The organism is Coriobacteriia bacterium (assembly GCA_018368455.1).
Taxonomy (GTDB): Bacteria; Actinomycetota; Coriobacteriia; order Coriobacteriales; family UMGS124; genus JAGZEG01.
The window spans coordinates 20,323-40,892 of sequence record JAGZEG010000004.1 but is presented as its reverse complement, the minus strand read 5'-3'; the positions used below and the strand labels follow the sequence as shown (position 1 = coordinate 40,892).

The 20,570-nt window shown below is 65.4% G+C and carries 13 protein-coding genes; 2 read left to right on the top strand and 11 right to left on the bottom strand.

Translation table 11 applies throughout. From position 1 onward, the window contains the following. The first annotated feature begins 64 nt into the window (after positions 1 to 64). A complete protein-coding gene (locus KHZ24_03345) occupies positions 65 to 2,020 on the top strand; it encodes an FAD-dependent oxidoreductase (protein MBS5450231.1) in 1,956 nt (651 codons plus the stop codon). Positions 2,021 to 2,132: 112 nt separating this feature from the next. Here the strand turns inward: KHZ24_03345 and KHZ24_03340 are convergent, their stop codons facing one another. The 11 genes from KHZ24_03340 to KHZ24_03290 form a co-directional block, all read right to left on the bottom strand. After that, positions 2,133 to 4,211 carry an FAD-binding protein gene (locus KHZ24_03340; protein ID MBS5450230.1) on the bottom strand — a complete coding sequence of 693 codons (2,079 nt, stop codon included), beginning with the start codon at positions 4,209 to 4,211 and terminating at the stop codon, positions 2,133 to 2,135. Between the two features lie 300 nt (positions 4,212 to 4,511). Then, a complete protein-coding gene (locus KHZ24_03335) occupies positions 4,512 to 6,137 on the bottom strand; it encodes a hypothetical protein (protein MBS5450229.1) in 1,626 nt (541 codons plus the stop codon). 591 nt (positions 6,138 to 6,728) lie between these two features. Next, on the bottom strand, positions 6,729 to 8,408 hold the full coding sequence (gene ettA, locus KHZ24_03330; protein MBS5450228.1) for an energy-dependent translational throttle protein EttA: 1,680 nt from the start codon (positions 8,406 to 8,408) through the stop codon (positions 6,729 to 6,731). Between the two features lie 189 nt (positions 8,409 to 8,597). Beyond that, positions 8,598 to 9,176, bottom strand: coding sequence for a GNAT family N-acetyltransferase (locus tag KHZ24_03325; GenBank protein ID MBS5450227.1), 579 nt, complete (start codon positions 9,174 to 9,176; stop codon positions 8,598 to 8,600). Position 9,177: 1 nt separating this feature from the next. Beyond that, positions 9,178 to 9,537: a YccF domain-containing protein gene (locus KHZ24_03320; GenBank protein MBS5450226.1), complete on the bottom strand. Its 360-nt coding sequence runs from the start codon at positions 9,535 to 9,537 to the stop codon at positions 9,178 to 9,180. Positions 9,538 to 9,729: 192 nt separating this feature from the next. Beyond that, positions 9,730 to 11,523, bottom strand: a complete 1,794-nt coding sequence (locus KHZ24_03315; protein ID MBS5450225.1) for an ABC transporter substrate-binding protein — start codon at positions 11,521 to 11,523, stop codon at positions 9,730 to 9,732. Between the two features lie 234 nt (positions 11,524 to 11,757). Then, positions 11,758 to 11,979: a helix-turn-helix transcriptional regulator gene (locus KHZ24_03310; protein ID MBS5450224.1), complete on the bottom strand. Its 222-nt coding sequence runs from the start codon at positions 11,977 to 11,979 to the stop codon at positions 11,758 to 11,760. A 9-nt stretch (positions 11,980 to 11,988) separates the two neighbouring features. Beyond that, positions 11,989 to 12,741, bottom strand: a complete 753-nt coding sequence (locus tag KHZ24_03305; protein ID MBS5450223.1) for a hypothetical protein — start codon at positions 12,739 to 12,741, stop codon at positions 11,989 to 11,991. Between the two features lie 111 nt (positions 12,742 to 12,852). Then, positions 12,853 to 13,812 carry a magnesium transporter CorA family protein gene (locus KHZ24_03300; GenBank protein ID MBS5450222.1) on the bottom strand — a complete coding sequence of 320 codons (960 nt, stop codon included), beginning with the start codon at positions 13,810 to 13,812 and terminating at the stop codon, positions 12,853 to 12,855. A gap of 172 nt (positions 13,813 to 13,984) precedes the next feature. Continuing rightward, positions 13,985 to 16,057: an acyltransferase gene (locus KHZ24_03295; GenBank protein ID MBS5450221.1), complete on the bottom strand. Its 2,073-nt coding sequence runs from the start codon at positions 16,055 to 16,057 to the stop codon at positions 13,985 to 13,987. Between the two features lie 669 nt (positions 16,058 to 16,726). Next, on the bottom strand, positions 16,727 to 18,688 hold the full coding sequence (locus KHZ24_03290) for an FAD-dependent oxidoreductase (GenBank protein MBS5450220.1): 1,962 nt from the start codon (positions 18,686 to 18,688) through the stop codon (positions 16,727 to 16,729). A 236-nt stretch (positions 18,689 to 18,924) separates the two neighbouring features. Between KHZ24_03290 and KHZ24_03285 the strand changes: the two genes are divergently transcribed. Beyond that, on the top strand, positions 18,925 to 20,544 hold the full coding sequence (locus tag KHZ24_03285) for a hypothetical protein (GenBank protein ID MBS5450219.1): 1,620 nt from the start codon (positions 18,925 to 18,927) through the stop codon (positions 20,542 to 20,544). Positions 20,545 to 20,570 lie beyond the last annotated feature (26 nt).

Below are 20,570 nucleotides of genomic sequence, written 5' to 3'. Positions count from 1 at the left end.
ATCTAATGACCGTGCACCGCACGCAGCACATCCTGAAAACAGGTTGTAGAGAGGAGCTTGCACCATGAAGGATTCCATCGCGCAGGTCACGGGCATGAATCGCCGCACGTTCGTTGCCGGAGCCACGCTTGCCGGCGTGGGGATGGCCGTCCTCGGCCTGCCGACAATTGCCCCCGTTCGCACGGCCCACGCCGCGCCGGCCAACGCGCTGACGTTCACCGCTGGAACGTACACGGGCACGGGCCAGGGCAAGTTCGGCCCCCTCACGCTCGAGGTGACGTTCACCGACAGCGAGCTGACCGACATCGTCGTCAAGGACCACGCCGAGACGGAGCGCGTGTCTGACCGCGCCTTCGCCGAGATCCCCGCCACGATCATCGAGCAGCAGGCGCTGGGCATCGACACGATCACGGGCTGCACGATCACGTGTGCCGCCATCATGACGGCCGTGGCCGACTGCGTCGAGCAGGCCGGTGGCGACGTCGAGGCCATGAAGGCCAACTACGTGCGCCCCGAGAAGTCGACCGACGTTGTTGACCTCGAGTGCGACCTCGTCATTGCCGGCGCCGGCGCGGCAGGCATGGGCGCCGCCCTTGGCGCGGCCAAGAACGGCGCGAGCAAGGTCATCGTCCTGGAGAAGGGCAGCAATGTCGGCGGCAACGCCCTCGTGTCCGGCGGCTACCTCGAGTACGTGAACGCCCCGACCGAGCTGCGCGTTCCCATGACGCCCGAGCTCACCAACCAGCTCGAGTCCGACCTGGCCAACCCCATCGCCCAGGAGATCCCCGCCGACGAGCTCGGGAAGATCCAGAAGAAATACGACGAGTACCTGGCCTCGGGCGACACGACGCTGTTCGACTGCGAGGAGCTCATGGCGCTGCAGGAGTGCCTGCTCTACGGCGCCGACGGCTACTACGGTTCGCTGAGCTTTGCCCAGTGCGTCTCGGACTTCGACGCGTTCCTGGACGAGAACAACTTTGAGTGGAAGCCGTGCATCGGCATCGTCGGCTATCCGTGGCCGCACTGGTCCGCGCCGGCAGAGGGCGTCTGCGGCCAGGGCTACTTCGACTTCTTCGAGCGCCAGATCGAGCAGAACGACTACCCGATCGAGATCATGCTCGACACGCCCGCGACCGAGCTCATCAAGGACGGCGACCGCGTCGTGGGCCTGAAGGCCGTTGCCGACGACGGCACGACGTACAACATCCGCGCGACGCACGGCGCGCTGCTGGCAACGGGCGGCTTCTCGGGCAACCCCGACATGCTGCTTGAGTACAACACGATGTGGCCGTGGGACGAGAACACCATCATCCCCACGACGAACGTGTTCGGCCACCAGGGCGACGGCATCAAGCTGGCGCAGGGCGAGGGCGCAGCGCTGGCCATGATGGACTCGCTCATGATGTTCCCGTTCGCTGACGTGAAGAACGGCACGGATGAGACCACGGTGGGCGCCGACACCGACTGCCTGCTCGTGAACGCCAACGGCGAGCGCTTCATGGACGAGACGCTCGACCGCTACACGATGACCGAGGCCCTCATGCAGCAGCCGGACCAGGTGCTCTACCTCATCAGCGACAAGGACACCTGCCGCGTCGAGGGTGACAAGAACTACTACGGCCGCGACATCCAGCGCCTGCTCGACCAGGGCCAGCTCTATCGCGCCGACACCATCGAGGAGCTCGCCGAGCAGATCGGCTGTGACCCGGCCACGTTTGCGGCAACGGTCGAGCGCTACAATGAGATCGCCCGCAACGGCGAGGATCCCGACTTCGGCCGCATGATCTTCACCGCCGACAGCCCCATCGAGAACCCGCCGTTCTACGCCTCCCCGCGCACGTGGGCCGCTCACATCACCGAGGGTGGCGTCGTGACCGACGACTTCTCGCAGATCGTCCGCGAGGACGGCACGAGCATCGAGGGCCTCTATGCCGCCGGTGAGCTGACGGTAGGCATGTCCGGCGTGAGCTCGATGGCTCTGGGCTTCGCCGCCGGCTCGGGGATGTTCGCCGAGGCGTAAGCCGCCCACCCGATAGCCTATCGCTCCACAAAGGGACGGCCCCGCAGCGTTTGTCGCGCTGTGGGGCCGTCCCGTTTTCACGCTATGACTCGCGATCCCCGGAGTTCGCGCCTTACTTTGCCTGGGTGAGCGCTGCCTCGACGGCGTTCATGATCGCCAGCGACGTCACGGTCGCGCCGCTGATGCAGTCCAGGCCGTTGACGCCGTTGCCCTCGACGATCGCCGGCGGCAGCTGCTCGATGGCCTTGTCGGCGATGCCAGCCGTCTCCTGGTTGTCGCCAACGGTAACCTCGGAGATCTTGCCGCCGCTCACGACGACCGTCACCGGCACCTCCTCGCCCATGCCGTACGCCACGCCCTCGTAGCTGCCGTCCTTGTACGTGGCCTCGGCGTCAGCCTTCGCGCCGGCCTCGCGCTCCGCGGCACGAGCCTCCTTGAACGCGTCGGTGTACTGGTTGAGCGCGCCCTGCTTGCCGCCGGCCGCCAGGAAGGCGTCCTCGACCTCGTTCGTCGGCTCGAACTGCGTCGGGTCAACCTCGATGCCCAGGGCGCTGCGAGCCGCCAGACGGCCCCAGGCCAGGCACTCGCCCAGGTTGCCGCCGCCCTGGTAGTCGCGGCACCACACGCTGCCAAACTCGCCAGCCGAGAACAGGCCGGGGATGGGCTCGCCGTCGATGTCGAGGATCTGGGCATGCTCGTCACGACGGGGGCCACCGTCGGTGTTCAGCAGCTCGGGCTCGCACTTCACCGCGTAGAACGGGGCGGTCTCGATGGGGGTCAGCGTGTGATCGGGACGGAAGTAGTACGGGTCCTTGCCAGCCGCGACGGCCTCGTTCCACTGCGCCACCGTCGTCGTGAGCTCCTCGGCAGGCACGCCCATCTGCTCGGCGAGCTCCTCGAGCGTGTCGGCCACGTAGCCGTAGCCGTCGGCCACGGGGTCGCCGCTCATGTTGTGGTAGGCCGGCGTCTTCTCGTCAGCAGCAGCCGCCGAGTCGTAGACGAACCACGTCACGCCGGGCATCGGCAGGTGCGTGAACTCGCCGCCGAACTGCTGGTGGCCGTGGCGGCAGCCCACGTGCACGCTGGCGTCGGAGCCAGGGCCGAAGTCGTAGTCGTACGTCGTGCAGCCGTCCCAGTCCATATAGAAGCGGCGGCCGTTGATGCCCACGGTGATGCCCATCTGCTTCTCGAGGCAGCGATACGTGCCGTGGCTGCTGCCGTCGAGCGCAACGCAGTTCGTCCAGCCGCCGGCCAGCGAGTTCATGTGCCACATGTCGGCGCCCAGCTTGGCGCAGATGCGGTGGCCGTCACCGGTGTTGAACGGAGCAGCGACCGTATGGTACACGGGCATGGAGAGATAGTCCTGGCACATCGTGCGGTCAGCCTCGAAGCCGCCACAGGCCATGACGACGCCGGCGTTGGCCTTGACGTAGACCGAGGCGCCCTCGAACTCGTAGACACCGCCGATGACCGCCTTGGACTGCGGGTCCTGCACCAGGGCCGTCAGAGGGGCGCTGACCTTCTCGGTGATGAGGTCGGCAAAGTCGTCGCGGATCTTGTCCATCAGGAAGAACTGCAGGTGACGATAGGTGCCCGGCTTGTTCATAGGCTGCATGCAGATGCAGGCGTTCCACTGCGAGCCCTCGTGCTCGTTGTACTCGCCGTAGTCAGAGGAGGCCTCGGGCGTCGCGGAGTAGCCCATGTTGTTCTCGGGCGGGTTGAGGCCGAGCACCCAGTCGTCGCTCTCGGCCAGGTTGGCAGCGAAGGCCTCGTAGATGGCGTCGGGCGAGGCGTCGAAGTCGCCGCGGCAGTTCTTAAGATAGGTGGCCGTGCCCTCGACGTTGTACGTGAACAGCGCCCAGCCCGAGCTGTACTTGGAGTTGCCGCCACCATTCATCCACGGGCTCTTCTCGAGCAGCAGGACCTTCGCGCCGTTCTGGGCCGCCGTGATGGCGGCCGTCGTGCCGGCCAGGCCAGCGCCAACGACGAGGACATCGCACTCTTCGTCCCACGTGATGTCAGCGACGCTCGTGGCCGTGTCGTTTGCAGCCGACTTCGAGGCGGCCAGGGCCTGCGAGCCGGTGCCGGCCATGGCGGCGACGGCGGCGCTCGTCAGAAGGGTGGCGCCAGCCGTCTTGATGAACTGGCGGCGGGTGCGCTCGAGCTTGGGGGTGGAGGTGGTGGCGTTCATGGGGACTCTCCTTCTCGTCATGCCCGGCGGGCGCCGGCCCGCTCGGACGTCGTACGTATGTCGGATGCGTCCGCGGGGGCAAGCCTGCGCATGTCGTGCGCTCGCTTGCGTGCCCCGCGGCTGCTCCGCGTTGACGAGTCGAAATCTACGCCGAACGCCACCGTACGCCGACCTCGGAAATCCATGATCCGAGGGGCTTTTCGTCCATGAAGATCGCATCACATGAAATCATGTACGCGAATATGAGGGTGATACTTGACACATTTGAGCTGCGGAAATGATGGCTTTTACGACGAACAGCTACAAATCCGCCCCATCGACGAGATCGATGAGCTCCTGGCGCGCATGGACATCGAGCTTGCGATAGAGACGCGCCGAGTGGGTCGCCACGGTGTTTGCGGAGATGACGAGCATGTCGGCGATCTTCTTCACCGAGAAGCCGAGGCTCAGGTAGTACATGATGTCGGCCTCGCGCTCCGTCAGGCCGTGTGCAGTCGCAATCTCTCGGCAGCGCTCGCGACGCAGGGAGCCGCGATCTGACGGCCCCGTCTCCCCTGCCGGCTCGGTCGCAGGCGTCTCAGAGGGAGTGCCGGCATCGGAGCCCGCGGGTTCAGGCTCCTCCGGCAGGCGGCTCGCATCCCGCAAACGCGCATCCGTCTCTGCCGCGAAGCGCCCGCTGCCGGCAAAGTACATCATCAAGAAGCCGCCTAGCACCACGATGAGCACGAGCGCCACGGCACTCGATGTCGGCACGAACACGTCGTGTGGCTCGGCGGGGATCGCAGCGAACACGACGGGAGCCACGAGGTAGCACAGCGCGTTGGCAACGATCTCCACCAGCAGGAACAGCAGGCCAAACGTCGAGGCGGGAGCGGCGGCATCCTGGTAGCACATCGTCATGAGCATGACGAAGATGAAGATGCGCAGCGTGCGCAGAACGACAGTCAGCGCAGCGAGATGCCCCTCGTCTGTCACGACACCCGGGATGGCCGTCGCGCACAGCAGCCCCAGGTAAGATGCCACGATGAGCGAGACAACGAGCGACAGGGAGCGTTGGGGCGAGATAGCACGCATGCGGCCCGCACACAGCAGCGCCGCGAACGGCATCGCGAACAGCACGAGCACGAGATGCAACATCAGCGTCGGGAAGTCGGACTGCTCCGCGCTCTGGCCGCCCGCCGAGAACGTCACCGAGTGAAGCAGCGTCACGAGCAGAAACGCGACGAACAGCAGCGACCACTCGCGCATCGTGCGACCGGCCGGCAACAGGCGCAGGCCGCCGGAGACCTCGACGGGCTCGATGGCGCACGCCTGCCAGCACGCGCCCGACACCGCGAGGCACACGAGAGCCGCGCCCTGGTAGAGCGGCGTTCCGTAACTCAGGTTGACCAGCAGGAACACCGCCGTAACGGACAGCCCAACAACGCCGACGCTCGTGACAATGGGCACCTGGAACATCAGGTCAGCCATGCGCTGCACCCAGGCAAAGAACAGCAGCACGAACGTCGCGGCGTACAGCGAGACGGCCGCAACGCGGATGGCGACGGCAGGCCCCGGCGGCAGCGGCAGGTAAGGCAGGCCGAGCAGCAAGCCGTTGCCCGCGAGCGTCAGCAGCGAGGCGCCCACGACGAGCACGGGCCGGCGAGCAAGCCAGGCGGACAGGCGCGAGCGCAGGGCGATAGCGAGCACGCATGCAAGCGCCATGACGGCAAGCGCCAACGCGTAGATGGGGCCCTCGCCGACGATGCTATAGCGGTAGAACGAGTAGTGGATCGGCAGCCACATGCAGCCAATGCCCACGCCCAGCGCCACGAGGCTCGGCAACGATGTACCGCCCATGGACCTCGGGCCCGTCTGCTCGCGGACATCCTCGCCCACCGTCGGTGCCGATCCCAAACGCATCGCCCGCGTCTTTCCCATCCCCATGCCTGCCCTCATTTCTGCGCTCGTTCCCTGGCGCCATTCTACCGGGATGGGGCGACACGGGCAGGCCTTCTTTTCTCGCAAAGTCGGAGCGAGCGGGTCTAAGCCCAGATGTCAGGCCGTGCAGATGGGTCGACGCCAGCGATCCTTTCCGGCGAAACCGCCCATCTTGAACCAAAGACGCACCGAAAGGCCTTCGCATGGTCAAAACACCCCTGCTTTGCGAGGATCACCGCCTCATCTCCGCCCGACGGCACCACAAACCCCCAGGTAAGCGCGGCACAAAAAACGTACGGTGGGAGAAGCCCACCCTAAATCCTCGCAAAGCGGCACCCTTTTGACCAAAGCAGGCCCAACTCCTCCTGCTCTGGCAGCGCACCAGGCCCCATCCCCCAGGGACGTCTCGGATTGCCGTCTTTTGCTGCAGCCCGTGCGGTCTTTTCGGCCCGAAAGAAAGGCGCCGCACCCTGGATGCGAAAAACGCAGGGGCGGCAGCATCGTGTGCCGTCGCCCCTGCGTCATCATGATCAGGATGCCTCGTCCCATCGGCCGAGCCCCGCGCCGCGCCTCGGGCAGGACGCGCCCGCGCCCAGCCTAGTCGCGCGTCAGCTTGCGATGCAGGCGATGCGGACGGGCGGCCTCCTCGCCGAGGCGCGCGATGCGGTCCTTCTGGTAGTCGTCGAAGTTGCCCTCGAACCAGTGCCAGCGACCGGGCTCCTCGTCGGTGCCCTCCCAGGCCAGAATGTGCGTCGCCACGCGGTCGAGGAACCAGCGGTCGTGCGACGTCACCACGGCGCAGCCCGGGAACGCCAGCAGCGCCTCCTCGAGGCTCTCGAGCGTCTCGGTGTCCAGGTCGTTCGTCGGCTCGTCGAGCAGCAGCAGGTTGCCGCCCTGGCGCAGCGTCAGCGCCAGGTTGAGTCGGTTGCGCTCGCCACCGGAAAGCACACCGGCCTTCTTCTGCTGGTCGGGGCCCTTGAAGCCGAATGCTGCGACGTAGCCGCGGCTCTGGATCTCGCTCTCGCCCACGATGATGACGTCGTTGCCGTCGGACACGACCTCCCACACGTTCTTGTCGGGATCGATGCCGCCACGCATCTGGTCAACGTAGGACAGCTTGACCGTCTCGCCGATCTCGAGCTCGCCCGACGTCAGCGGCTCCAGGCCCACGATCGTCTTGAACAGCGTCGTCTTGCCCACGCCGTTGGGGCCGATGACGCCGACGATGCCGTTGCGCGGGAGGCTGAACGACAGGTTGTCAATGAGCACACGGTCGCCGAAGCTCTTGCACAGGTTGTGCGCCTCGAGCACCTTGGCACCCAGGCGCGGGCCTACGGGGATCGTGATGTCGGACACGTCGACGCGCTTGCCGGCGCGCGCCTCGGCCTCCATCTGCTCGTAGCGCTCGAGACGCGCCTTGTTCTTGGCCTGGCGCGCCTTGGGAGAACTGCGCACCCACTCAAGCTCGGATTGCATGCGCTTGGCGAGCTTGGCCTCGCGCTGGCCCTGGGCAGCGAGGCGGGCGGCCTTCGTCTCGAGGTAGGTGGAGTAGTTGCCCTTGTAAGGGTAAAGCTGGCCGCGGTCGACCTCGCAGATCCACTCGGCAACGTTGTCGAGGAAGTAGCGGTCGTGCGTCACGGCGAGCACGGCGCCGGGGTACTTGTGGAGGAACTGCTCGAGCCACAGCACGGACTCGGCGTCGAGGTGGTTCGTCGGCTCGTCGAGCAACAGCAGGTCGGGAGCCTGGAGCAGCAGCTTGCACAGGGCGACGCGGCGACGCTCGCCACCGGAAAGCACGTTAACCGGCATGTCAGGGTCGGGGCACTGCAGCGCGTCCATGGCCTGCGAGAGCTGCGAGTCGAGATCCCAGCCGTTCGCGGCGTCAATCTCGTCCTGGAGCTTGCCCATCTCGGCCATGAGGGCGTCGAAGTCCGCGTCAGGGGCGGCCATCTCCTCGCCGATCTGGTTGAAGCGGTCGATCTTGGCCTTGACGTCGCCAAACGCCTGCTCGATGTTCTCGAGGACCGTCTTGTCCTCGTCGAGCGGCGGCTCCTGCTGCAGGATACCGACGGTGTAGCCCGGCGTGAGGCGGGCCTCGCCGTTCGAGACCTCCTCGATGCCGGCCATGAGCTTGAGCAGCGTCGACTTGCCCATACCGTTGGGGCCAACGACGCCGATCTTGGCACCCGGGTAGAAACTCAGAGTGACGTCGTCGAGGATGACCTTGTCACCGTGCGCCTTGCGGGCGCGATACATCTGGTAGATAAACTCTGCCACGATTTTGCCGTCCTTTGGGAAACGGGGCGGATGGGAGTGGCACCGCCAGCTCGCCGCGCAAAGCGGCAGGTGGGCCACGATAAAGCCAGTGGCGAGCATTATGGCAGAACGTCATGGGCAGCTCGTGAAGCGCGCAGACATGCCACCGGAGCGCTGGCACACCCGCGAAAACGACCCGCCCCACGCCGTCTACCCAAGCCCTCCGCGCACCGCTTCCCACCTGGCACGCGTAATGCCGTAGCGCAAGTACGCACGCCCGTTGCGGAGCTCGCACTCCTCGGATGCACGCACCATTCCGCAATGCTGCATAACGAGGCCGGACCGCGGGTTATCCACGTCGTGAATAGCCTCGACACGCTGGGCGTCCCTATGCTCGAAGCAATCCTCCACCACGAGCGCCAGCGCCCGCGACATGACACCGTGGTGCCACCACGGTCGTCCAATACAGTAGCCGATCTCAGGCGCCTCGTGAGCCGCGTCCCAGGCAACGATACCAATGGAGCCGATGGGCTCATCGGGATAGAACGGCACGCCCTCTATGGGCCCCTCCAGCACGATAGCCCACGTAGGCGTGTCTATGGCGAGTCCTTCCGCCGCCCAGCGGGTCACGAGCTCGCGCGACTCCCCCACGTCGCGGTGCGGCTCCCACGATAGGTAGCGCGTAACCTCGGGATCGTTTGCCCAGTTGCGATACATCGCCTCAGCGTCGCTCTCGCGAAACGCACGCAGCTGCACCACGCCATCGAATAGGATTTTCTCGCAGCCCATCTCAGGCAACCTTGGCGCCAAACGGCATCAGAGCAAGCTGTGCGAACTTGAACGCTTGCAAGCCGGCAGGAATGCCGATGATCGTGATGCACAGGATGGCACCCGAGATAACACCGATAAGTGCCAGCTCAAGGCCGCCGAAGATCAACCACAAGATGTTGAGGATGAGCGACGGCGCACCTCCCCCGTACTGCACCTCCGCACCGAACGGTGCAAGCGCCAAACGCGCGATCTTGAGGCACTGCACGCCCACGGGAATGCCCACAATCGTGACGCACCACAACAGGCCAACGATCGTCCACACGATGGCGAGCGGCAGGCCGCCGAGGATGATCCATAGGATGTTCGCGATGACGCTCATGACGAGGCTCCTCCTAGCAGGGGCTGACACGGCCACGCCAAACCCAGCAGGCGACGCATTTGGCGAACTTGCTCGACACCGTTCTTGTACCCCAGCGCTCCCCTAGCGTGACAGAGCAAAGGGGCGGCGAGCGCTATCCAAGCCGCGCTCGCCGCCCCCCATCTCACGTGCACGAACCCCTCGCGCGCAAAGCTACTTCTCGATCCACGCCCCCACAAAGTCCGTCGAGAATGACGGCTTCATGTACAGGTCATGCACGCGCGCCGAGCTCACGTAGCTCAGGTTGTAGTACGCGATCGGGATAACCGGCATGTCCTTGGCCACGAGCTCGTTGATCTCGACGTAGGCATCCACACGCTTCTCGTCGTCGGCGATAGCGCGCGCCGCGTCGATCTTCTCGTCCACCTCGTCGTTGTGGTACCGCGAGAAGTTGTTCTCGGACTTCGAGTCAAACAGCGAGTAGAAGAACGAGTCGAGCGACGGGTACCCGCCGTCCCAGCCCAGGCGGCCCACCTGATAGTCGGCGCGCAGCTCGTCGAGGTAGGCGGCCATCTCCATGCCCTCCGCCTCGACGGTGATGCCCAGCGCCTCCAGGTCAGCCTGGATCATCTGCATGATCGTCTCGTTGCCGCCGCCAGTGTTGTACGACAGCGAGAGGCTCAGGTCGCGCTTGCCGTCGGCGCCAGCCTTGTAGCCAGCCTCGTCCAACAGCTCGGCCGCGCGATCCTTGTCATACGCGCAGTCGTCCCAACCGCAGCGCTCTGCCCCGCCGATCGTCGGCGGCACGATGCCCACGGCAGGCTCGCGCACGCCCTCCCACACCGTGTCGCAGATGGCCTGGCGGTTGATGGCGCATGACAGAGCGCGGCGCAGCGTAGGGTCGGAGAGCTTCTCGTCCTCGTTGTTCAGCACGATGAACCACGTGCCGAGTGCCGGACCGTCAGCGACCTGCGCGCCGGGCTGCACCGTGTAGCCGTCGTCAGCGGTGCCCACCTCGGACTGCACGACCTTCACCTGACCCGAGGGCACGGTCGTCAGGTCGAGGTTGCCGGCCTGCCACTCGACGTACGCCGAGTTCTCGTCCTTAAAGATGTGGAAGTTCACGCCGTCGATCAGCGGCTTCTCGCCGTAGTAGTCATCGAAGCGCACCAGGTTGATGTACTGGCCGTCGACCCACTCGCCGTCCATCTTGAACGGACCGTTGCCGATGGGCGCCACACGGAACGAGTCGTAGTCGTCAAGCGCGGCCTGGGGCACGGGCGCCAGCGGCGCGCGCGAGCAGATGAGCGGGAACTCAGCGCAGGAGTACGAGAGGTTCACGACGAACGTGAGGTCGTCGGGGCACTCGACATCAAGCGTGTCAGAGGCGCCCGACATCACGTCGTCGTAGCCACCCACCATCGAGATGTACGAGCTCACGGTCGAGGGGTTCGTCGAATCGGTGCCGGGATTGCACAAGCGGTTCCATCCGCGGGCAAACGAGGCGCTGTCGACGGGGTCACCGTTATGGAACGTCATGCCGGGGCGCAGGTGGAACGTGAACTGCGTCGCGTCGTCGTTGCCCTCCCAGCTCTCGGCGGCCGCGCCCACCAGCTTGCCCGCTTTGAAATCGTACGTCGTCAGGCCGTCGAACAGCAAGCCCGAGACGAGCGAGCCTTGGTTCTCGTTCGTGTTGTACGGATCGATAGCAACCGGGTTCGTGATCGCGAACTCGAACGAGCCGCCGCGGTGGGCAGCGTCGGCGTCGGCAGAGGACGAGGCAGCGCTCACTTCACCGTCGGAAAGAGTCGCCCCGTCAGAGGTGTCTGCGGCGTCAGAGGAAGCCGCGGGAGCCTGAGCTTGGCCACAGCCGCTCAGCGCCAGCATCGCACCCGTCGCCAGCGCCCCGGCAACGAAGGCACGCCGGCCCATACGGGCGGAGGGAACGGGGGCACAGATCGTGCTGCGAGCCTGCGACTCCGCAGATGAATCAGCAAAGCGAGCCATAAATGTATACCCATCCCATCGTGACGGGGGCCGCACGTTCGCGCGAAGAGGCATGAGCTGATTCGCCCGAACGTATAACTGCCCCGTGGCTATTCAGGTTAAAGGGGCATTGTAGGGAGTATCCCGAAGAAAACCGCTCGCCTTTGGCCGGGCGGGATAGTACCTCCACATTGTCAGGGCATCGTATGGGCATTGGGGGGCCAGCAACGTCCCCAGATGTCTAAAAGCAGCGCCCTAGCCCTCCCCACCCTCGGTGTCAGGCACATACTCGAGCAAGTCGCCGGGCTGGCAGCCAAGCTCGCGGCAGAGAGCGTCGAGCGTCGAGAACCGGATAGCACTCACCTTGCCCGTCTTGATGCGCGAGATGTTCACCTCGGAAATGCCCACGAGTTGCGCCAGGTCGCGCGAGGCGATCTTACGGTCGGCAAGCACACGGTCGAGTCTCAGCACAATCACGGCCGCCCCCTACACGAGCTCGTCGTCTTGGTCCTGAAGCAGGCAGCCGTATGCGAATATGCGCGAGAACGCCGTGACAAGGATGGAGCACATCATAAACAGGTAGTTGAACACGCCCCACGTCACATCGTAGCTCACGTCGGGAAGCAGGACGATGCCCACAGCGAGGGTACCCGCCTCGAGCAGGCCCGGAACGACGGCAAGGCTCATCATCAGCATGGAGAGCGTGGTCAAATCACGCGCTCGCTCGGGGCGAAACGGCTCGCCCGTCTTGCCGATGCGTCCGAAGAACCGCGCGCCGACCCACAGCATCGCCATGAATAGAGCAGTCATCGAAAGGTTGCGCACGATGTGCAGGACGGGTGCGCTGTCGTTCGTGATGACAGGGGTGGGCGTCGCCCCCTGTCCGGACGCCGCATCGCCCACCTGCCCAGACTGCGCCACATCCCCGCGCGTGGCCTGAGCGGAGCCGCCGAAGTCCATGGAGGCCATGCCGTCCACGATGTTCGTCGTCCCGCGATTGGACTCGTCACTCAGGTAGAGCCGCTCGACGAGCGTCGCGGGTCGACCCCCCATGTCGGGCCCTGGGCCCATCAGCATATCCCGAGCTGTCGAGGCGACAGCAAAGACCCCCAGAAGGCTGATGATGAACAGTGTCAGGCAGAACCCCTGCATCAGCGTGCACGTCTTCTTGAGCCGAGCCACAACCGGGCCGCGCCCCTTTGGCATGTCGCCGAACGCCTTGCTCCACCTGTCGGCCATCGTGCACCTCCTCGTCAATGATTATCGGTACACGATAAGAATATATCGTTTATCGTTAAACTACAAGACCAACAGACATATCCAGAGCACAAGCCCTCGGAACAGGCTTCCCTACTTGAGCATGTTCTTGCGCCAGAAGAACACGACGGCGATAACGCAGAGCACGAGCGAGAGCAGCGCTGGGAACAGCCACGTCGAAGACTCGGGCAGGTCGCCCACGTTCATACCGTAGAAGCTGAAGATGATCGTGGGGATGGCCATGACGATCGTGATCGTCGTGAGCACGCGCATGACGTTGTTCAGGTTGTTGCTGATGACGCTGCTGAACGCGTCCATCGTCTTCGTGAGAATGTCCGAGTAGATCTTGCACATCTCCATGGCCTGGTGGATCTCGATGAGGACGTCATCGAGTAGCTCCTGGTCCTCCTCGTAGAGCTTGATGATGCGCCCGCCCATGATGCGGTTGAGTGTCGTCTCGTCAGCCTTGAGCGAGATGGAGAAGTAGACGAGCGACTTCTCGAGGCCGAGCATCTTGATGAGCTCCTCGTTGCGCATGGTGGCGTGCAGTTGCTTTTCGGCCTTGGAGAACTGGCGGTCGATGCTGCGCAGGTAGACGAGGTACTGCTGGGAGATGCGCAAAAGCAACTGCAGCAGGAAGCGGGCGCGGCGCGTCGTGTCGATCTGGCGCACGCGGCCCGCGGCGAAGTCGTCAACGATGACGCTGCCGTGCAGGCTGATCGTGACAAGCATGCCCTTATCGCGCAGGAACAGCACCGAGAGGGGCTGCGTGTCGTACTGCGTGAGCGTGGGTGTCTCTTTCTCCTGCTCGTCCTCGACAGAGGGGCAGTCCACGATGATGAGCACCTGGTCGGCATCGTCATCGTAGTCGATGTGCGAGCTCTCCTCCTCATCGAGTGCCGAGCGGACGAACTCAGGGACGATGCCCGCCTCGTTCTGGAGCCAGGCGCGCTCTCGCTCCGTCGGCTGGACGACATTGATCCAGCAGCCGCGCTCCGGAGAAGTGACGCGCTCCGTAACGCCCGTGAGGCTCGTCTTGTAATATTCGATCATGCGGTGCCCCCTGGTTGCGGTCGCGTGCGGTCCCTCGCCGGATCCAACGCCGTTGCGCGCGCACCCGATCGGCAGCGCACAAGGAAGACGTCGGCAGTACGTTTCATCCTACCCCAACAGAGGCGCATAATCCCTGCCATGCCATGCCGAGCAGCGAACTCACTGCCCCGCGCTATGCCACCGCAGCCGGATCCTCAGCTGCAGGGTCGTCCCACGGGATGATCGAGCCGCCGGCAGCCACGACGTCGCCGGCGATGGCGCGCGCGATCATGTCGAGGTAGACAGGGGCGCCGTCGGGCGTGAGGTGCGTGCCATCGGGGTAGAGGTAGACGTCCTCATAGCCCGCGCACACGGCCGGCCAGTCCACGTAGTGCACGTTGTCGTAGCGCGAGGCGCAGTCCATGAGCGCGGCGTTGGCCTCGTCCTGGAAGCCGTCAGGGTTCACGGTGCCCACAAGGTAAACCTGGCGATCAGGGCCTGCCTCGGCCACGAGCTGGTCGAGTTGCTCCGCCGTCGCCAGACTGTTTGAGAACACAGCGAGCACGACGACGTGGCCCACGACACCCTGGTCGAGGTAGTCCTGCAGCACGTCGACGGCCTGGAACGGGTGGCGACCGATGTAGCTGTCGATGAAGCCGCCAAAGAACACGTCGTAGAAGTTCGTGTCGCCCGGCACGGAATCACCGACGAGCACGGGGTCGTACTGACCGGCCGTCTGCTCGCCGTCCGACGCCTGCAGCGAGAAGTACCCGTCAGGCAGCACGACGTCGTCGGGGGCGATAGGTGCCTCGACGATGGGCGTGGCCTCTGGCGCTTCCGCGACAGGGACGCCGGCATCGTCCACAGCAGAATCGTCAGCCGCCCCGGGAGCACGATCGGAAAGGTCCATGCCGCGACCCGCCGCCTCGCCCGTGCTCACGATGGCGTCCTTCGGAACGAGCACCTTGTCGGGCACGACAAGACATCCCACGAGCGCCGCAAGCGTCACGGCACCGCAGACGCCCGTCGCCGCAAACGTCCCCGCGGCAGGCAGCGGGCCTCGGCGCACCCAGCCAGCAAACTGCGTGACACCGGCCGCCACACGCCCGCCGGAAAGGGGACGCTCCACGAGCAGCCACGTCGCCTCGGCAGCGCCCACCGACAGGACCACGGCAAGCAGCTTGAGCCACCACGGAGCCGGTCCGTCTGCCCCCACCAGGTAGATGAGGGGATAGTGCCACAGGTAGAGCGCATAGGAGCGCGCGCCCAGCCACGCGAGGGGCTTCAGCGAGAACAGGCGCTCCAACGGGTTGGACGGGCTGAGCAGGGCGACGAGCAGCACCACCGTCAGCAGGCATACGAGCACCATGCCCCCGTAGTAGAAAAACGCCGCATCGCTCGGCACGAACACCATAATCGCGACGAGACCAAGCAAAGCCACGCCGCCGAGAGCCGCCACACCTCGGGCACCCAGGCGCAGCAAGGCGCCGCGCCCCGCCACCGGCAGGCCGCCGACGGGCCACGCGAGGCCCAGCCACGCGCCGATAAGCACGGCGAAAGCACGCGTGTCCGGCCCGTAGTACACGCGGCTCGGGTCGGCGTTCGGGTCGAACAGCACGCCCATGAGAACGGCGGAGACCAGGGCGAGCCCCAGGAAGACGCGACGAATAGTCGAACGACTCGCCCCGGCGTACAGAAAGGCGCTCAGTAGCAGGGGCACCACGACGCAGAGCTGGGCATCGAGGCCGACGTACCACAGGTGCGTCAGCGGCGAAGGCGCCCCGATCTGCTCGAAATACGACAGGCCGTGGACGATGTACCAGATGTTCTCGAAGCCCAGCAGCGCGGGCGCGATGTCGGGGCGCATCTTCGTGAGCAGCACGTGGTTAAACGCAATGCACAGTAAGGCGACGAGCACGATCATCGCGATCATGGGTGGCCAGATGCGCTTGAAGCGGCGCCACCAGAACGCGCCGAGCCCCGCGCCGAAGCGCAAAACCGTCCCGTCGGCCTGGGCACGATCGCGTGCCCGCTCGAAGCCGCGCACGACGGAGCACGTCACGAGGTAGCCGCTGAGCACGAGGAACATGACGACGCCCATGTGGCCGCTCGGCAGCCACGAAAGGCCCAGGTGGTAGGCGACGACCGACAGGATGGCGAGTGTGCGCAGACCCTCAAGCGACGTGACGCGCCGAGAGGAAGCCGAAGCGGCGTGCGCGGCGGGAGCGCTACTGCCACGCGGGGCAAAGCGGCGCCCGGCGGGCACAGGGGCAGGGGCGCCCGCGCGCGGCGTGAAACTACCGCCGGCGGGGCGAGCATATGGACGAGCGGCATTGTTGGGGGTTGTCTGCGCAGAACGGGCGCCCGAAACCCCGCCGGCATTCGTTCCGGCAGACGAGGCGGGGGGCACGTCATAGCGAGCGCCGCGAGGACGGGGCTCGTCGCCATAAAGCGTCGAGCGGCGGGAGCGACTAGCGTAGAGGCCATCGCCAGAGGAGGAGCGCCCGGTCTCGGCCTGGCTTGCGCCCTCCTCCCGGTGCGCATGCGCCGCCACGTAGCGACTCCTCACCGTCGGCTTTTCCGCCTGCGTCATCCCTTCGCCCCGCCTTCCACGGCAATCGGCATTGCACACGCACGGGAGGCAGCGGCCTCGCCGCGCGACGCCCCTTCTGCAATTGCCGATATTCGTCAACACCTCGATCAACATTCCGTGCCCCGCACGCCGGCGGACGGCACGCTTCCATTATCCACCACGAGCCGCACGCGCCAGCGCACAACCACAACTCCCCCATCGCGCCATGACGGGCAAGCAAGAGTCCAACGGCGAAAAGGCCTCGCAGAAGCGATCCGTTGGGCCGAAACACAAGCGGGCACCCCGGCAGGCCGCAGAAGGCTGTGCCGGGGTGCCCGTCAGCACCCTACCGCGTTCAGTGGCTTAGCGCTCCATGAACATCGCCTTCGCGACGGCCAGGCCCTCGCCCTGAACGCCAATGCCGCAGCTGCCGACGATCGTTTCGCCGATGGCGCGCAGGCCGGGAATCGGCTGGCCCGCCTCGTCGAGCACCTTGTAACCGTCGTGGATATCCACGACGAGGCCACCGACGGTGATGTGCATGGCCCACGTACGTGGAGACGCGTAGAACGGAGCCTTCTCGACGGGGCTCAGCTCGGAGAACGTCGTGCGGCCGAACTCGGGGTCCTCGCCGGAGCGCGCAGCCTCGTTGTAGCGCTCGACCGTATCGACAAGCACGGCAGGGTCACAGCCCATCTGTTCGGCAAGTTCCTCAAGCGTGTCAGCACGGTAGAGCTGTCCCTGGTCAATAAGGCGCTGCAGGCTGTGGCCATAGCGGTTGTTTTCGCCATCGACGCGGCACGTGTCGGCGTCCGTCACCATGAACATCATCTGGTCGGTCTGCGCCATGATGTTCTCGGTCATCGTATAGCGGTCGAGCACCTCGTTCATGAAGCGCTTGCCTTCCTTGTTCACGATGACGCAATCGACGTCGTCACCGACGGTCGTCTCGTCCGTCCAGTTTTTGCAGTCAGCCATCGGGAACGGCATCTGCACGTCCATAAGCGCCACGGTACCGCCCGCCGCCAGGCCCATCGTGATGCCGTCGCCCGTGTGGCCATAGCAGTTCGTCGTCGGGATGTACTCATCCTCCTTGAACGGCCACATCGTGTTGTACTCGCGCAGCATGTCCGGACTGCCCGAGAATCCACCCGTCGCCAGGATGACGCCCTGCGCGCCGCGCACGCGATACGTCGTACCGTCCTCACCCTGTGCCACGACGCCCGCCACCGTGCCATCTTCGACGATAAGCTCCGTCGCCGGCGTATTGAGATAGATCTCGACAGGATAGGCGTTGCGCTCGATCTCGTCAGCGTAGAACGTAAAGTAGCCCTGGCCGCACACGCCCTGCTTCGGAGACGTCCAGCGCGGCCACGAGTAACCGACGATGCCGCACAGGCTCTTAAAGCCAAAGTCCTCCGAAACGAGCCACTCGTCGAGCGCGGCGATGTTCTCTGCCGTCTTGAGCATCTCGTCATAGCTGCCCTCACCCTGGAGCGCGTACTGCAGTGCATGGAGATAGATGCTGTCGAACACCTTCGTACTGCCCGACTCCTTCCACGCCTCGTACTCGGCCATCAGCTTCTCAAGATCCTCCGCCGGCAGATAGTCGGGCGCTTGGGCGAGCTCGTCAGCGAGCTCAGCCTCATAGCTCGGCGTCATGTCCTCGCGCAGCTCGTCGGGAGCGTTAACGTACTCGAGGTAGCCGCCGGAGACGAGCGCGTTGCCGCCGACGTTGCAGCTCTTCTCGAGCAGAATGACCTTGCTCGCACCCATGCGCGCCGCCGAGATCGCCGCGACCATGCCCGAGGCGCCAGCACCCACAATGACGACGTCGGCTTCCAGCTCCTGCTCGACCGGAGCGGCGCCAGCGGGCTCCGAGTCAGACGAAGCGCCAGAGAGCGCGGCCGGATCGCCACCGGCCTGTTCAACACAGTCGCTTACGGCGCGTACGAGAGCGGAGCTCGTCAGCGTCGCGCCCGTGATGGAATCGATGTCAAGCGTCTGGCGCTCGACAATGGCAGCGGGAATCTCCTGGAGCGCGCGATCAGAGATGAAGGCCGTTTCCTCGTGCTCGCCCACAATCACGCCCGTGATGGCCGTCTCGGAAAACGTCACGTCCACAGCAATGGGGCCGAACTTGCCCTCGGCACTCGCATGGTACGTACCCGGCACATACGAGGACGAGGCGTCGCCGGCAGCCGGACCCTCGGCAGCGCGAGCAAGGCCCGGCAGGCCGAACAGGGCGACGGAAACGCCAGCGATAGAGGAAGCGGCAACGAGGTCACGGCGCGAGATGTTCGAAAGCTGGTTTGAGCGGATCATGGTGGGCAACATCCTTTCGATTCAACATACATGGCAAGATGTGCGAACGGGACGTAAGCACCATGTCAGGCAGGCGCAACGGCGCCGCACGTGTCCCGCTGCGGTACGGCTCCCACAGTAGGCAGCACACAGTCGTCCCGTCAGCATCAACGCGGGATGCACCCAGTGGTAACCTTGTAACCTGAGATGTAAACCGCCCAGCTCAGAGGTGGTGCGCCACGAAAGGAGTCACCGTCATGCGCCACGGCAGCACCGCAAGCCCCGCCAGCCCCGTCGACATGCGGGGCGCCTCGCCGGTGCCCGCCCAGGCAGACAGCCTGCCCGCAAGCACGATCCCCGTGCAGGAACGGCGGGCCATACCGGTGAGCAGCAACGTGCCCCCCGGAAGCGACGCCCCAGGTCGCGTCGGACGGCGGCTCACCGAGCTGCGCCTCCTGTCTCCATGCCTGTTCGGCTTTGCGTTTGTCCGCGCGTTCTACGACGTCGCATCCGGGCAAATCGCAACCATCCTGTCAGGTATATCTGGGGTCACATGGCTTGGACCGGACATCGTCGTCATCGGCATGGTGCCCGCATTCGTCGCCTGCGTCGCGGCGGGGCGGCGCTTCTTACCCCTCAGCGACCGTCGCTCCGCCGCGACGATTGCAACGGCTCTCATGGTCGCCGGGGCAGGGCTCATTCTGGCGGTAGGCACTCTTTCGAGCGTGGCAGGCCCATCCGGCAGCGAACCTCTTGCCCAAAGCGCCGCGTTGCCGCTCGCCCTGATCGGCGGTTTGGTCGTGGGGTTTGGCATCGCGCTTGGCATCCTGCTGTGGGCCGAGCTCCAAAGTTGCTTCGGCTCGTTTCTCATCGTGCTCTATGTCGCCGGAGGCTTTCTGTTCGGCTCGCTGCTCGGATGGCTCATCGGCGGCCTGAACGGCATGCGCCTCGCGCTGGCCTTACTTGCGCTGCCCATTCTCTCCCACATCTGCTTACGCTGGGGGCTCACAAGCATCCCCCCATCGGAGCGGCCTGGCGGCTTTACACACGCCGTTCAGTTCCCCTGGCGCCTCGCTATTGCCCTAGGCGTCTACGAGTTCGTGCTTGGCGTGCGTCAGGCAAGCGCCCCCTTCGCCGATGGAATGCTTACCATGGGCGTGCTCCTGTCATCGATGACGCTTTTCTGCCTTGTGTACTTCTTCTCGCACCGGTTTGACTTCACGTATCTCTACCGCACGCCGTTCGTACTTATGAGCTGCGGGCTGCTCGTGACGTTTGCCTCGCTGTCGACGGGCAGCGGCGTCGCCGATCTGCTCGTATGCGTGGGCTACGCGCTGATGTTCCTCGTGCTCACCGTGTTGCTGTGCGACTTGGCACATCGCTATGGCGTGTCCGCAGCATTTCTTTGCAGCATCCAGGAGCTCATCATGCTCACAAGCCTGGGTGGGCACGGCGTGGGGCTGGCGCTGGATCGCGGGTTAGTGCCGCTGGCCCCTGACAGCCCAGCGGTGCTCGTAGCGCTCGTCATCCTCGTCATCGTCGCAAGCGTCGTCCTGCTGACAGAGCGCGAGTACGCACGCTGGGGCGCAGCGCTGTTCGGCATGGAGGAGCTGACAGGTGGCGCGGGCCGCAGCGAGCAGGACGTGCTCGGGCAAGCCTGCGAGGAGCTAGCCGCGCGGATCGGCTTGAGCCCACGCGAAAGGGAGGTGCTTCAACTGCTTGCGCAGGGCAAAGGGCCCAGCGACATCGAGCGGGAGCTCTGCATCGCGCCCGGAACGCTCAAGTCGCACACGCGGCGCATCTATCGCAAGGCCAGCGTCCACAGCCGAGAGGAGCTCGTAGCCCTCATCGACGCGAGCAGCCCCGCTCTCCCCTAGGTCCGAGCCGGCTGACGAACGCCCGC